This window comes from Mucilaginibacter sp. cycad4 (genome assembly GCF_034263275.1).
Lineage (GTDB): Bacteria > Bacteroidota > Bacteroidia > Sphingobacteriales > Sphingobacteriaceae > Mucilaginibacter.
The window spans coordinates 3,271,051-3,286,222 of sequence record NZ_CP139559.1 but is presented as its reverse complement, the minus strand read 5'-3'; the positions used below and the strand labels follow the sequence as shown (position 1 = coordinate 3,286,222).

11 protein-coding genes are annotated in these 15,172 nt (G+C 42.9%); 9 read left to right on the top strand and 2 right to left on the bottom strand.

The genetic code is table 11. The features are described 5' to 3' along the window. Positions 1-28: 28 nt before the first annotated feature. Together SNE26_RS13160 and SNE26_RS13155 are read right to left on the bottom strand one after the other, a co-directional pair. Positions 29-1,612, bottom strand: a complete 1,584-nt coding sequence (locus SNE26_RS13160; RefSeq protein WP_321559813.1) for a RagB/SusD family nutrient uptake outer membrane protein — start codon at positions 1,610-1,612, stop codon at positions 29-31. Positions 1,613-1,643: 31 nt separating this feature from the next. Next, positions 1,644-4,682 carry a TonB-dependent receptor gene (locus SNE26_RS13155; RefSeq protein WP_321559812.1) on the bottom strand — a complete coding sequence of 1,013 codons (3,039 nt, stop codon included), beginning with the start codon at positions 4,680-4,682 and terminating at the stop codon, positions 1,644-1,646. Positions 4,683-5,029: 347 nt separating this feature from the next. Here SNE26_RS13155 and SNE26_RS13150 point away from each other — a divergent pair, with 347 nt between their 5' ends. The 9 genes from SNE26_RS13150 to SNE26_RS13110 all read left to right on the top strand — a co-directional run bounded on the left by SNE26_RS13150 (position 5,030) and on the right by SNE26_RS13110 (position 15,082). After that, positions 5,030-6,169, top strand: a complete 1,140-nt coding sequence (locus tag SNE26_RS13150; RefSeq protein ID WP_321559811.1) for an alpha/beta hydrolase-fold protein — start codon at positions 5,030-5,032, stop codon at positions 6,167-6,169. Between the two features lie 172 nt (positions 6,170-6,341). Continuing rightward, entirely contained in the window at positions 6,342-8,237 is a 1,896-nt protein-coding gene (locus SNE26_RS13145; protein ID WP_321559810.1) for an ATP-dependent DNA helicase RecQ, read from the top strand. A gap of 335 nt (positions 8,238-8,572) precedes the next feature. Beyond that, a complete protein-coding gene (locus tag SNE26_RS13140) occupies positions 8,573-9,172 on the top strand; it encodes a GIN domain-containing protein (RefSeq protein WP_321559809.1) in 600 nt (199 codons plus the stop codon). 537 nt (positions 9,173-9,709) lie between these two features. Further along, complete coding sequence (locus SNE26_RS13135; protein WP_321559808.1) at positions 9,710-10,300, top strand: TetR/AcrR family transcriptional regulator; 591 nt, start codon at positions 9,710-9,712, stop codon at positions 10,298-10,300. Between the two features lie 152 nt (positions 10,301-10,452). After that, complete coding sequence (locus SNE26_RS13130; RefSeq protein ID WP_321559807.1) at positions 10,453-11,307, top strand: oxidoreductase; 855 nt, start codon at positions 10,453-10,455, stop codon at positions 11,305-11,307. A gap of 37 nt (positions 11,308-11,344) precedes the next feature. Continuing rightward, a complete protein-coding gene (locus SNE26_RS13125) occupies positions 11,345-12,088 on the top strand; it encodes an SDR family oxidoreductase (RefSeq protein WP_321559806.1) in 744 nt (247 codons plus the stop codon). Between the two features lie 468 nt (positions 12,089-12,556). After that, positions 12,557-13,165 carry a GIN domain-containing protein gene (locus tag SNE26_RS13120; protein ID WP_321559805.1) on the top strand — a complete coding sequence of 203 codons (609 nt, stop codon included), beginning with the start codon at positions 12,557-12,559 and terminating at the stop codon, positions 13,163-13,165. 116 nt (positions 13,166-13,281) lie between these two features. Continuing rightward, on the top strand, positions 13,282-14,004 hold the full coding sequence (locus SNE26_RS13115) for a head GIN domain-containing protein (RefSeq protein WP_321559804.1): 723 nt from the start codon (positions 13,282-13,284) through the stop codon (positions 14,002-14,004). 94 nt (positions 14,005-14,098) lie between these two features. After that, positions 14,099-15,082: a cytochrome C gene (locus SNE26_RS13110; protein WP_321559803.1), complete on the top strand. Its 984-nt coding sequence runs from the start codon at positions 14,099-14,101 to the stop codon at positions 15,080-15,082. Positions 15,083-15,172: the final 90 nt, after the last annotated feature.

Here is a 15,172-nt window from a genome sequence, read left to right as displayed (position 1 = left end):
TACCTGTAAAGCATCTCCCGGTATATTATTAGTATCCTGTATTTTGTTTCAGATTAGGGTTAGCGGTAACATCTGCCGATGGTAACGGATATACCGTACGGAAACTTTCAACACCTTTGCCATCTTTTGAACCGCCTTTAAAAGGCCACAAGTAGGTAGCCTCAACAAACTTTTTATAACGTACAAGGTCGGTACGGCGGAAACCTTCCCAATACAGTTCACGTCCTCTCTCATCAAGCAGCAGGTCGGTTGTTAACGCGGTTAACTGGCCGGTGGTAGCACTTTGGTAAGCACGGGCCCTTAATTTGTTAACATAACTTAAAGCAAGTGCAGCATTACCGCCACCGCCACGTGTTGTAGCTTCGGCATAAATCAAATATTGTTCGGCTAAACGGAAAATAGGAAGGTCCATATCTGCATAATCCAAACTCTGCGGGGCACCACCGTCTATCTTAACATCTTTGAATTTACTGATAGCGTAGCCATCGGTAAAACTACTTATTGTATTGATATCGATATTCTGGCCATCAGTATAAAACTGGGCACGTTTATCAGCACTTGAAGCGCCTCCCGGAAACAGGTTTACAAAAGCTTTTGTAGTACGTAAACCGGCCCAGCCACCTGAAATTCCAAAATCAGCGGCAGGCATACTGCCACCTACAGGCGCGTGTGTCATAAAAGTAGCGCCACCGTAGCTTTGTGTATGCAGGCCATCGTAGTTAATGGTTAAAATAAACTCATTTTTATTGAGGTTGTTATCAGCACGCATTAACTTGCTATAATCTGTAACCAGGGTATAGCCGGCATCAATCACCTTTTTTGAATAAGTTACGGCATCTGCATAACGTGCGGTTCCGGTATAAACTTCAGCATTAAGGTAAATCCTGGCTAACAAAGCCCATGCAGCAGCTTTATCAGCACGCCCATACTCGTTACCACGGGCATCAACAAGCCCACCATCTATAGCTTTAAGCTCACTTTCAATATAATTAAACAAATCTTTACGGCTTATCTGCTTGGGCAAAGCACCACCCAAAGCGTCGTTTTCGGTAACGAAGGGAGGGTTCCCGAACAGATCCATTAAAATCGAATATTGATAAGCCCTTAAAAAACGGGCCTCGGCAACATATTGGCGAACTTTATCGGCATCGGCACCGGTAATTCCCCTGCTGCTTAGCTTAGCATCAGATGACTGGCGGATGAAATCGTTAGCCAGTGTAACCTGGTACATACAACGGTAATATAAACCTGTAAGGAACAGGTTGCTTGATGACCATGTCATGCTGTGAAAATCGGGCAAACCTACGTCGCCCCAGCCTACAACAGCTTCATCAGTAGGTAATTCTTCAGCGCACCAGTAAAGGCGAAAGAAATCGGAGGTGCCTTCATCAATACCTTGTACGTCACCGTTACCTGCTGGACCGGTGTTGCCGGTAAGCGCGTATGCGGCGTAAACCTTAGCAAATGCTTGCTTGTAACCCTCAGGCGAGCTGTAAACCTGCTCGGCTGTTACATCATTGGTAGGAAGCAAATTAAGCTTCTTGGTGCACGATGTTAAACTCCCGGCTATCAGGCCGGTCATTAATATATATTTTAATGAATTTCTTTTCATGTTAATTTTTTTCTGCGTTATCAGCTTTATATTATAACGAAAGGTTTAAACCTAACACATATGTACGCGGCCTTGGATAAAAGTTGTTATCGATACCGCTACTAACTTCGGGGTCGAGACCTTTGTATTTGGTAATGGTAAATACGTTTTGTACGTTGGCACTTACACGCAAATTGCCGGTGTTGCCAAACACTTTGCCAAAGTTATAACCCAGGTTAATATTATCCATTTTTATAAACGACGCGTTCTGTATGTAATAATCGGATAGTCTCATCTTATCAGAAGAGCCCACTATACCAGTTTGAAGCAAACTTGTAGAAGCGTTGTTCAATATTCCGATACCGTTAAATACACTTAATTGCGTGCCCGAGCTTGCCTCTACGTTGTTATAAGCATAATTACCTACACTTGCCCTTGCTGAGAAACCTGCCGACCATTTTTTATAATTGAAGTTTGAATTAAGACCGAAGTAAGCCTTAGGATCTGAACTTTTATATCTGTAAAGGTCGCTGCTATTGATAATGCCATCCTTATTGCGGTCCACAAAAACACCGTCAAGCGGTCTGCCATCGGTGCCGTAAACCTGTTGATACACATAAAAAGAAAGGCGGGGATAATTAACCGAATTGATTTGAATTGTGTTACCGGTACCACCTGATATGCCACCTGTTAACACCCCGGGATAGCTTGGATCAGGGGCCAGCGTAAGCCGGGTGATTTTATTGGTATTATAGGTAGCATTAAAACCAATGCTCCAGTTCATATCCTGTGATCTGATCACATCGGCATTAAGACTTAATTCAACACCCTTACTGGTTAAATCGCCAATATTGGCCACAATAGTATTTGAAAAGTTAGTGCCTGCAGGTTGTGGTATGCTGTTTAGGAGTTTTGATGTTTTGCGGTAATAAAAGTCGAGGGTACCGGTAATGCGGTTGTCAAGAAATCCAAAATCGAGCCCGGCGTTTGATGAGGCTGTTTGCTCCCAGGTACGTTGTGAATAGTATCCGCCCGGACGGTACAGATTGTATAAAATATCGCCTAACTGATATTGGGCGGCGTTACCGCTAAGATTATAAAATGATATTACATCATAATTACCAATACCATCCTGTTGTCCGGTTACACCATAGCCCAATCGTAATTTAAGATCAGATAATGCGGTTATCCCCTTAAACATTTGCTCTTGTTTCAGTTTCCAGGCAAATGCTACAGAAGGGAATGTACCGAACCGTTTGTCGGGGTTGAATTTTGATGAACCATCCCGGCGTACAGTACCGGTTAGGATATATTTATCTTGAAATACGTAATTTAAACGGCCATAAACAGATATCAGCCTGTTTTCTGGTTCATCAAAATTAAAGTTTGGATTAGAGCCTGGTCTTTCGGTTCCGTCAAATGCATAGGATCCGTAATAGTAATTTTTTGTGCTAAAATCCTGGTATGAATAGCCTGCAACCGCATCGATATGACTTGCGATATTTTTCAGATCTTTAGCATAGCTGAAGTAACCTTCAAATATAGTATTTGATTGTGTGCCCTTATATGGGTTTCGCTGGCCGCGGTGAGTGATCCCTTTACTGTCCTGAAATCCGTTGTAGTTTGAAGCCGCACTGTCAGGAATGTTCACGCTGCCCGAGCCTTTAGATACATCGTAGCCTAAGTTAACATTTGCATGCAATTCGGGTAAAAAGTGAAATTTATAATCCAATTGGAGGTTGCCTATACTACGATAAACATTACTGCGGTTGTCTTGCTCTTCAAGTAAACCCAGTGGGTTAAGTGTGGCTAACCCTTTAAGCTGACTTGTGGCCGGTTTTGATGGATCATTTAACCATTCGTAATAGCCACCAAAACGATTGCTGCCCGAGTAAACAGGTTTGGTAGGATCAAAGCTAACTGCCGAACCAATTGCACCTTCATTTGCAAACCGCTGTTTAACCTGTGAGCCCTTGGCATTCAGCGTCACTTTCAAATGGTCTGTGAAAAAGCTTGGACTTAAGTTGATTGCGCCGGTAAACCGTTGTAATGAACTGGTTTTTAAAATGCCTGTCTGGTCAAAATACCCGGCAGAGACGCGATAAGGCAGGTGTTTGGTTGCACCTGATATACTAATGTTATTATCGGTAGTAATGCCTGTTTGGTAAATTTGCTTTTGCCAATTGGTATTTGCTGTGCCAAGCTGTGATTTTTGTATTGCTGTGCCATTAGCATTCACATAATCGCGTATTTGATCGCCTGTAAGCACGTCAACATACTTGTTGAGCTTGCTTGCCGAAAACTGCGTGCTGAAATCTATAACCGGTTTACCGCTTTTGCCCTTTTTAGTAGTGATCAATATAACGCCGTTTGAGGCCCTGTTACCATAAATGGCAGCAGCCGACGCATCTTTCAGTATGGAAAAAGATTCGATATCATTTGGGTTAATTAAGCTTAACGGGTCTGCAACGCCCGGTATTTTCGATGTGCCGTCACCATTACGCGGGCGATCGATAGGGACACCATCAATTACGATCAGCGGATCATTACCCGCGGCAAGTGATACACCGGCACGTACGCGGATAGTGCTACCTGCGCCCGGTGCACCGCTGTTTGATATGACAGATACACCGGCAACTTTACCGGCAATTAATTGCTCGGGAGTAGTGATAACGCCTTTTTGGAAATCTTTGGCGGTTACATTGGTGATAGCGCCTGAAAGGTCTTTTTTGCGCTGGGTACCGTAACCTATAACCACTACCTCGTTAAGGCTTTTGCTTTCGGGAACGAGGCTGAAGTTCTCGACAGTTGCACCGCTAACAGTTACTGCTTTTTTGATGGTGATATAACCGATAAATTTTACGCTTAGGGTATAAGTACCGGCTTTAACATTGTTAATGGCATAGTTACCATTAGGGTCGGTAGTTGAACCAATAGTGGTACCATCGATAGTAACCGTAGCACCGGGGAGGGGCTGGTTGGTTTCGTCAGATACCTTTCCTTTAATACTCCCGGTTTGTGAAAACGCCATGAATGACATCATCAGGAAAGCACAAAGAAGAACATACTTTTTTGAGTAATTTTTTCTCATTTACTTATTGATTTTTATGAATAAAAAAAGGCTTATTTTGCCGGCTATAATTGGTTTATTATTGTGGCCGAAACAGCATGCGACTAATTTACATTTACAAATATCAATTGCAAATTTTATGTAAAAGATAATTTTAAAGCGTTTAATTAAGGCTTTTTTAACTTTAACGAAATGTTGAAATTTATTAAAATAACAGAGAAAAATTATTGTTTTTATGCGAAATTTGGATTTAAACACATATTTTAGAAATAGGTAAGTGTCAAGTTTACACAATAGGTGATTTTACTTTTATGCAACCAATTTCCGGGAACGTTCCCGGAAACGTTCCCGGTTTTGCCCTTTTTATCATGATGAAAAAAATAATTTTCTGCGCGTTTTTGCTTTTTGGCCAAAAATTTTTGCTTTTTAGCCAGGTGAAAATCTCCTTTTTTACCGGCAAAATTGTAGCACCGAAAAGCCCGCCTGAGCACCTGTTTCTGGCAGGTGATTTTAACGGCTGGAACCCTGCCGACAGGGCCTGGGAATTGCTCAAAACCCCGGATGGGAGTTATGTGTTAAAAAAAGACCTGCCGGTCGGGATTATCCATTTTAAAGTGACACGTGGCAGTTGGAACACAGTGGAATGCGATGCCGCCGGAAAGGCCATCGATAACCGTGACCTTATAATAAAAAGAGATACGGGCGTTAAACTTGATATAGCAGGCTGGCAAGACAATTTTGCACAACCCGAAAAGAAACATACGGCTACTGCCCGGGTACATATCATTAGCGAAAATTTTGAGATGCCGCAATTGGGCAGGCAACGCCGCGTTTGGATCTACCTGCCCGCCGGGTATGATGCAGACAAGAAGCAATACCCGGTAATTTATATGCATGACGGGCAAAACCTTTTTGATGAGTATACTTCCAGCTATGGCGAATGGGGCATTGACGAGCTTATGGATAAAATACCGGCTCGACAGGAATGCATTATTGTGGGTATTGATCACGGCGGCGAATATCGAATACCCGAATATGATCCGTATAACTCAAAATATGGTGAAGGTAGGGGAGATGATTATGTTCAATTTTTGATGAAGGAGCTTAAGCCATATATTGATACGCATTATCGTACGCAAAGTGATGCTGCGCACACAACAATTGCCGGCAGCTCAATGGGTGGGCTTATCTCCATGTATGCAGCACTTAAATACCCTGAGGTGTTTGGAAATGCCGGCGTATTTTCACCGGCGTTTTGGATTGCACCTCAAATTTATGACCAGGCCCAGCAGGCTAATGTAAGTAAAATGAGCCGGTTTTATTTTGTTTGCGGCGATGCTGAAAGCGAAAGCATGGTAGCCGATATGCAAAAAATGGCCGATATCGTAAAGGCCAAAGGGATAAGTGCTTCTAATGCGCCGGTAACAGTGATCAAAGGCGCATCGCACAACGAAAAGCAATGGAATGGTGACTGGCCGGGGTTTTATAAATGGTTGATGGGGTTTTAATTAAATGGTATCTCCAACGCGTCATTGCGAGGGACGAAGCAATCTCAAACTATACAGGGCGGCTCTGCAAATCGGGGATTGCTTCGTTCCTCGCAATGACGGGCGGACAATTCAACTCATAACCCGCCCAAATTTCCCTTAAATTTAATAGTTTTGAGGTCAGCACATGCCCATGATAATCGAAGAAATATTAAAACAGTACTGGAACCATGATACCTTCAGACCTATGCAGGCCGAGATCATCCAATCTGTTTTATTGGGGAACGATACATTGGCGCTTTTGCCCACCGGCGGCGGAAAATCAGTTTGTTTCCAGGTGCCGGCATTGGCTAAAGAGGGTGTATGCATTGTGATATCACCGCTTGTTGCCCTGATGAAAGACCAGGTTGAAAACTTGCGGGCCAAAGGGATCAATGCCATATCCATAGTATCGGGCATGGGGCGCCGTGAGATAGACCTGGCGCTGGATAATTGCATTTACGGGTCGGTGAAATTCCTGTACCTGTCGCCTGAGCGCCTATTAAGCGAGCTGGTGCGTGAACGGGTAAAGTACATGAAAGTGAACCTGTTTGCCATTGATGAGGCGCATTGTATCTCGCAGTGGGGCTATGATTTCAGGCCGCCGTATTTGCATATCGCCGATTTAAGGAAACTACACCCGAATGTGCCGGTGCTTGCACTCACGGCTACAGCAACGGCTGATGTTAAGGCCGATATCCAGGAAAAACTAAAATTCAAGAACCCGGTAGTTTATCAGCAAAGTTTTGAACGGCGCAATATCAGCTATGTGGTGCAGCATGAGGAAGATAAGTTCCGGAAAATGCTGAATATTGTACGCAGCGTTAAGGGAAGCGGCATTGTATATGTACGGAGCAGAAAAGAAACGTTTGAGATAGCAAAGTTCCTGACAGATAACGGCATAAGGGCTGATTATTATAACGCAGGACTGACTATTGATCAGCGTGCCGAAAAGCAGGAGGCCTGGAAAAATAACCGGGTACAGGTTATTGTAGCTACCAATGCTTTTGGCATGGGGATAGATAAGCCGGATGTAAGGTTTGTGATCCATAAGGATATCCCTGAAAGCCTGGAAGCTTACTACCAGGAGGCCGGTCGGGGCGGGCGCGATGGTAACAAGGCGTTTGGGGTATTGCTATATACCCCTGCCGACAAGCTTAAGCAGGAAAAGATGTATGAACTTAATTTTCCATCTGTTGAGGAGATTAAGCAGGTATACCATAACCTGGCCAATTACTACCAGGTAGCCTATGAGGCCGGCGAGGGACTGAGCTTTGATCTTGACCTCGGCGAATTTTGCAGCCGCTTTAAGCTCGATGCTATTAAAACGCTTAACGCCCTTAAGTTTTTGGAGCGCGACGAATACCTGGCTTTTAACGAGAGCGTATTTTTGCCCTCGCGTTTCCAGTTTGAGGTAGTTAACGAACAATTATACAACTTCCAGATCCAGAACGCAGGCTGGGATCCATTCATCAAAACCCTGCTGCGTTCCTACGGAGGCGCGTTTGAGAATTATGTGCGCATTAAGGAGTTTGATATTGCAAGGCGAACAGGCTTAAGCGTTCAGCAGGTTATTGAAGGGATGTTACAATTGCAGCAATATGGCTTGTTAAGCTATATGCAGCAAACCGATAAACCCCAGGTTACTTACTTAAAGCCGCGTGTACAAGGAAGTCATCTCATTATCGATAGGAAATATATTGAGCAGCGCAAGGAGGTTTACCGTCAAAAAATGGAAGCGGTTTTTGCCTACGCTATTCATAAACGGTGCCGGAGCCAGATGTTGCTGGCTTACTTTGACGAGCCTGATGGCCGCAAGTGTGGCGTCTGCGATGTTTGTCTTGAAGAAAAACGCCGGGTAAACCAGGACGAGATCTTCGATAATATCACCACCGAAATAGTGCAACTGCTCAGTATCTCGAACCCGGACATTGGCGGCCTGATAACCGGGATCAACATTGGTACCGAAAAGGAAAAAATGGAAGCCGTACGCCTGCTCCTCGATGCCGGAAAGATTAAAACTGATGGTGAGGCTTATTATTTGAGTTGATGGGTTTGTCCGTTTAATAGCTTACCCGTCATCCTGAACTTGTTTCAGGACCCCACAGGACATATCAACGCTTTGTTCAGCACACGGAAGCTTAGCGAGTGGGATGCCGAAACAAGATTCGGCATGACATTAATAATTATTAATGCGCTATAATCTTAATCCGCCCTCAATTTTTCTCCCCCATTTCACCGGGAAAAATCACCCGCTTACCGACAAAAACCTGCTCTCCGGCTAATTAGGCCAAAACTGCTGTAACGTTTTTTTATTGGGATCGTCATATGTGTGTATTCAATGAAATAAAATAATAATCACTTGACAATCAAAATATTAATACCATGAAAACTACATTAACCGCCATCGCTACCGTACTGTTTATGGTACTTGGCTTCGCAAACATTGCATCTGCTAATACTGCAAAAAATGATGCAGGCATCGTTTTAACCGACATCAGCAAAATTAACAAAATTGAAGTTTACGGTAACGTTGAACTGTACATATCAAGCGGCCCGGCCGACCAAGTGAAAGTGTACAACCGTTACTATTCTGAAAACGCGTTGGTTCAGTCACAAAAAGGCGTATTGCGCATCTCTTCATACAAAACTGAAAAATTGGTGGTTTGGGTAACCGTAAACCAATTGAGCGCTATTAACGCCTATGATAACGCAGAGATCAAATCATTCGGTAATCTTTCAGGCATTGAGCTTGATGTTAAATTGAACAACAACGCATCTGCCAGTCTTGACCTGGATACTTACAGCGCCAGCATCACCCTGAGCGGCAACGCAAAAGCCGAACTTAAAGGTAACACTAACGAATATAGCTTAACCCGCAACGCAACTTCAAATGTAAACAGCAATGGCTTAGCATACGCCCACGCTACCGAAACTTTGAACAAAGAAACCAAACCAAGGGTTAATGATTTTGCAACTTTATAAATGCCATTTTTTTGAGTCAATTATATATAGTGTAGCCGCCCTGAAAGGGGCGGCTTTTTTGTTCGTTTTGAGTTGTATGCGAGCGCGTGCTAAAAGATGCTTTACTATTGTTACCGATGGGATAACTAAAAAAATATTGTCATGTTGAACTTGTTTCAACATCTCACCTGCAAAGCTACATGCTAAGCAAATCGCCTGCTTTTTTTTGTGGGGTGCTGAAATAAGTTACCCATGACAAAGACGGTCATGCTGAACTTGTTTCAGCACCCCACTCGCTAAGCAGCATGCTAAGCAAGTCGCCTACCTATCCAGTGGGGTCCTGAAATGAATTCAGGATGACGGGCGGAGAGATGTCATTTCTCCTTCAGAGTCCCAATTTACCTACTTAGCATGACGGCGTAGAGGTGTTATTTTTACCTTCAGAGTCGCCGGATTTAAACACTCATAAACCCTTCTTTCATCCCAATGTCATCAATCAAAATACAATTTCAATTTTCGACTTTTTAGTCTAATTTTGACTCGTCAAATAAAACAACAATGGGCAAAGCAGAAAGAACCAGGCAATTCATTATAGAGACGGCAGCGCCGATCTTTAATGAAAAGGGTATAGCCGGTACTACCATTGATGATATCCTGGCTGCAACCGGGATGGCGAAAGGCGGCCTTTATGGTCACTTTGAAAGCAAAGACGAAATTGCCAGGGTAATGGTTGATTACCTGCTGGGTAAACTGAACGATAAGGTAACAGCAGTTGTAAATAAGGAAAAGACGGCTGTAAAAAAGATCTTCGCCTTTATTGATGTTTATAAGGATCCGATAGATTCATATATAAACGGTGGCTGTCCGATACTTAATTTTGGTGTTGAGGCCGATGATAATAACCCCATGCTTAAGCAAAAGCTAAAGATTCAGATTGAAGAAGGGCAAAAGACCCTTACCGAAATCATAAACAAAGGTATTGCTGATGGCGAAATATCTCCCAAAATAGATGCCGAAGATTATGCACTAAAGGCATTTGCTTCGCTGGAAGGAGGGATGCTGGTATCAAGGGTAACCGGAAGCAGCAAATATATGAACAGCCTTGTGCGCATGCTCAAAAACGAATTAAAGGAATATCAGCTGAAATAATTTTTTTTGATTTTAAATAGACTTTTTGGTCGATTGTAATCAAGGGATAAATGGGAAGTACGATACAAAGAACCGGAGACGGTCTTTTTTTAAGAGATAAAAACGACTAAAAAGTCTAAAAATAATAAAGCACTATAAAACAAATAACAACCATGAAAACTCAAAAAGTAATATTAGTTACCGGTGCCTCAAAAGGCTTCGGTTTAGAAATAGCTAAAACAGCATTGGCCGCTGGCGATAAAGTAATAGCAACCGTACGCAGCAAAGCCGACCAGCTTGCCGTCTCATTGAATAATGACCCTAACCTGTTGGTGGTAACTATGGATGTGACCAATGAAGCACAGGTTAAAGCCGCTATAGCCGAAGGTTTATTACGCTTTGGTAAAATTGACGTAGTGATCAATAATGCAGGTTATGGTATAGTGACCGCTATTGAAGAAGCCACCGATGCAGAAGTGAAAGCGCAATATGAAACCAATGTGTTTGGTCTGCTCAACGTAATCCGTGCCGTGCTACCTCATTTACGTGCTCAAAGATCAGGTCATATCATTAACGTTTCTTCGTTATTTGGCTTTGATGCTATCCCTGGCTGGGCTTTGTATGGCTCTACCAAGTTTGCGGTTGAAGGTATTTCAAAAGGCCTTGCAGTTGAGCTTGAACCGCTTAATATTAAAGTAACCGTAGTTGAACCAGGCTTGTTCAGCACCGAGTTCCTGAGCGCCGAATCATACAGCGCTTCAAAAAATATCATTGACGATTATGCCGCTACAGTTGGCCCTATGAGGACGGGTGCTGATCAGTTACATGGTAACCAACCAGGCGATCCGAAGAAACTGGCCCAGGTGGTAGTTGACATCGCTCATAATGAAAACCCTCCGTTACACCTGCCTATTGGTAAGGATGCGGTAGGAATGTATAAAGCCAATGCCGAAAAAACAAGCAACGAAATTGATCAATGGATTGAGGTATCAACCAGTACCGATCATGATCATGTTGCCGCAAATTAATTAATCATCATTCACTCAACCATAAATAGAAAATATCATGTCAACAAAAAAAATTGCCTTAATAACAGGCGCAAACCGCGGTATCGGTTTTGAAACCGCTAAACAATTAGGCGAAAACGGCGTGGCTGTAATAGTGGCCGCACGTAAATTAAACGCTGCCGAAGAAACTGTTGCACAGTTAACGGCACAAGGTATTGAAGCATACGGTGTTCAGCTGGATGTTACCAATGCCGACGAAAGAACAGCAGTTGCTGCTTATATCGAAAATAAATTTGGTAAACTGGATATCCTTGTAAATAATGCAGGTGTTGGTCCTAAAGATGATGACCTATTTGTTAAAAAGACCGTTGCCACAAAGCCGGATGAGTTTGAGTACATCTTTAACACCAATTTGTTCAGCATTGTATATTTAACTAATGAACTGCTTCCCTTGCTTAAAAAGAGCGAAGCCGGTCGTATTGTTAACCTATCGAGCATATTGGGCTCAATTACATTGCATGCGACTGAAGGCAGCCCAATAGCCGATTTTAAACGTTTATCATACGCATCGTCAAAAGCAGCTTTGAATGTATTCACTGTATTATTGGCCGATGAATTAAAAGGTACCAACATCAAAGTAAACTCTGCACATCCGGGCTGGGTGCAAACAGAACTGGGCAGTGTTGAACATGCACCAATGACTGTCCCTGATGGTGCCAAAACCAGTGTTGAACTGTCGCTTATTGGCGAGGATGGCCCTAACGGCAGGTTCATACACCTTGGCGAAGAACTTCCGTGGTAAGTTGAACTGACCTCAATTGTTTTCTGGAGCGTCGTTGCCTTTAACCGGGTAGCGGCGTTTTTTTTGTTCTAATTAGATATATAACGCTATTCGAAGTCTCTGACTTCGAATTTAGTATGCCTGTAGTTGCAAACTACAGGCATACTAGGCTATCAACTTTCTTAAGCAAAATATCCTGTAGTCAGAGACTACAGGCATAGTCGTCCGAAGTCAGAGACTTCGGACAGCGTTATTTTTACTTCCAGCGCCCCCATTCCTTCCATTTTTCATCTGCACATCAGAAATCTGCACATCTGCAGTCAAAATTTCTTCCGCTTTTACCGATGATATTCCGCCGTTTGCCGACTAAAACCTGCTATACATCTAATTTGCCCGAAACCGCTGTAACGTTTTAAAAATGGGGGCGTCTTATCTGTGTATTAAATGAAATAGAAACACAAATAATTGACAATCAAAATATTAATCATCATGAAAACTACAATATTAACAATCGCAACCTCTTTAGTTTTAGCACTTGGAGTATCAACCGCAGCTAATGCAACAACCAAAATTGATAACGGCGCAGCCGTAGTTTTAAACAACGTAAGCAAGATCAGCAAGATCGAAGTTCGCGGTAATGTTGAAGTATATGTATCAGCCGGAGAAAATGACAATGTTAAAGTTTATAACAAGTATTACTCAGAAAGCGCATTGGTACAAAACAACAACGGTACACTGCGTATCACCTCATACAAAAACGAAAAACTGGTAGTTTGGGTAACTGCAAATGATCTTAAAGCTATTAATGCTTATGACAATGCCGAGGTTAAATCATTCGGAAAACTAACAGCCCTTGACCTGAACGTTAACCTTTACAACAACGCATCAGCCAAATTAAACGTTGATGCTTATGCAGCAACAGTTAACGTTAATGATAAAGCTAAAGCGGAGTTTACCGGTACCGCCGATGTTTACACCCTGAACCACACCCGCGAATCATTTGTAAACAACAACGCTTTTGCCGCAGCAAGCTTTACCGATAAAGTAACCAACGCCCCTGCAAAGTACACCGTTGAAAACGAATTTGCAGGTCTTTAATCGCTCACTTTCATAAAAGCCTATCATATATTCAAAAGCTATCACCCAAAATGTGATAGCTTTTTTTAATTTTGATGTAACACTAAACTGCCAACCGGCGTCATAACACCAAAACCATGAAAAAATACCTTTTTACCTTCACTATAGTAAGTGCATTTATAACCACCGGCATATTATCATCATGCAACTACAGATGTGTGCATGGCTCAGGCAATCAAACCACCGAAAAACGCCAGGCCGAAGATTTTAAAAAAGTTGAAATTTCAGGCGCGTTTAAAGTACACCTGAAGCAGGATAGCTCTTTAACTATCGATATCAAAGCTGATGACAACCTGATTAAATATATTTCAACTTCGGTTGAAGGTGGCGTATTGCACATTAAATCAAAAAAGAATTTCTGCGATCCCGGCGATATGGTGATCAATATCGGCGTGAAAAACCTTGATGAAATTAAAGCTTCGGGCGCGGTTGAAGTTAATTCTGACGGCAAGCTTAACGCCAAAGATTTTAAGCTTGATCTTTCAGGTGCCACAAAAGTAACCCTTGACCTCAATGCGGCCAATGTATCAACCGACGGCAGTGGAGCAACAGAAGTACACCTTACAGGCCAGGCAGCATCGCACAAAATTGACCTGAGCGGTGCAGGTAAAATAGAAGCATTTGATTTTGTTGTTGGTGACTATGATATTGAAACATCGGGCATTGGCCATTGCAAGATCAACGTGCTTAAAACTTTGAATGTGCATACCAGCGGTGCTTCCGAAATTGAGTACAAAGGCTCCCCATCTACTGTGAATAACGATAAATCGGGTGCGTCGTCCATCAAAAAAGTTGACTGATCGACTTTTATAATAATAAACAAAGAGGCTGAGGGATATAATTGATTCGCGGCCTTTTTTGATTTTAACCACCTATCACTAATTAAAAATTTGAATGAAAAAGTTTTTAAAATGGACGGCCTATGTAGTTATAACGCTTGTCCTCATCGCTGTTGCCGGCATCTCCTACATAACGCTGGCATTGCCCAATGTGGGCCAACCCGAAACTACTAAAGTAGATGCCACACCGCAACGCATAGCCCGCGGCAAGTACCTGGCCAATAATGTTACGGTTTGCCTGGATTGCCATTCTACCCGGAGCTGGGATAAATTTGCAGGCCCTTCCGATTCGACAGTTTCCGGTTCTGGCGGTGAAAAATTTGATGCTTCAGCAGGTTTTCCCGGCACGGTTTATTCGCCTAATATTACTCCGTTAAATTTAAACAATTGGACTGATGGCGAAATCTTCAGGGCAATGACCACCGGTGTTAAAAAAGATGGTTCGGCCATATTTCCGATAATGCCGTGGCCTTACTATGCAAAAATGGATAGGGAAGACCTTTATTCCATTATTGCTTATATCCGCACTTTAAAACCCAGCGGTAAAAACTACCCGGGCCATCAGCTCGATTTTCCGCTGAATATTATAGTACATACCATGCCGCAAAAGGCTGCGCTGGGTAATATCCCAAATCCGGTGGATACTGTTAAATATGGAGCTTATTTATTAAATGCAGCTGCCTGCAAAGAATGTCACACCCAGTCAGATAAAGGTAAATTGAATGAGTCAATGGCTTTTGCCGGTGGACAGGGTTATATTGTACCGGGCGGAAGCAAAGTGTTTTCGGCCAATATTACGCCCGATAAAGAAACCGGGATAGGCAGCTGGACAAAGGAGCAATTTGTAAGCCGGTTCACCCAATATGCAAATGGTAAAATACAGCCAACACCGGTAAAGCCGGGCGATTTTCAGACCATTATGCCATGGTGGAGATATGGCAGTATGAAGGTGTCAGACCTGGAGGCGATTTATGCGTATTTGAAAACGATAAAGCCCATCAGTAACCATGTTGTAAAATTTGAAAGGAATGGGAAATAGAGATTAGAGGTTAGTTGGGTTTAACGCCCGGTTTTATGGGCAGTGCGGAGGCCGCGTCAGGATAGCAGCGTAAAGCCCACAGCGCGGGTT

Bases quoted from the DNA above. Each gene is read 5' to 3' on its own strand.
- SNE26_RS13160 (WP_321559813.1), bottom strand. From the start codon at position 1,612: ATGAAAAGAAATTCATTAAAATATATATTAATGACCGGCCTGATAGCC.
- SNE26_RS13155 (WP_321559812.1), bottom strand. From the start codon at position 4,682: ATGAGAAAAAATTACTCAAAAAAGTATGTTCTTCTTTGTGCTTTCCTG.
- SNE26_RS13150 (WP_321559811.1), top strand. From the start codon at position 5,030: ATGATGAAAAAAATAATTTTCTGCGCGTTTTTGCTTTTTGGCCAAAAA.
- SNE26_RS13145 (WP_321559810.1), top strand. From the start codon at position 6,342: ATGATAATCGAAGAAATATTAAAACAGTACTGGAACCATGATACCTTC.
- SNE26_RS13140 (WP_321559809.1), top strand. From the start codon at position 8,573: ATGAAAACTACATTAACCGCCATCGCTACCGTACTGTTTATGGTACTT.
- SNE26_RS13135 (WP_321559808.1), top strand. From the start codon at position 9,710: ATGGGCAAAGCAGAAAGAACCAGGCAATTCATTATAGAGACGGCAGCG.
- SNE26_RS13130 (WP_321559807.1), top strand. From the start codon at position 10,453: ATGAAAACTCAAAAAGTAATATTAGTTACCGGTGCCTCAAAAGGCTTC.
- SNE26_RS13125 (WP_321559806.1), top strand. From the start codon at position 11,345: ATGTCAACAAAAAAAATTGCCTTAATAACAGGCGCAAACCGCGGTATC.
- SNE26_RS13120 (WP_321559805.1), top strand. From the start codon at position 12,557: ATGAAAACTACAATATTAACAATCGCAACCTCTTTAGTTTTAGCACTT.
- SNE26_RS13115 (WP_321559804.1), top strand. From the start codon at position 13,282: ATGAAAAAATACCTTTTTACCTTCACTATAGTAAGTGCATTTATAACC.
- SNE26_RS13110 (WP_321559803.1), top strand. From the start codon at position 14,099: ATGAAAAAGTTTTTAAAATGGACGGCCTATGTAGTTATAACGCTTGTC.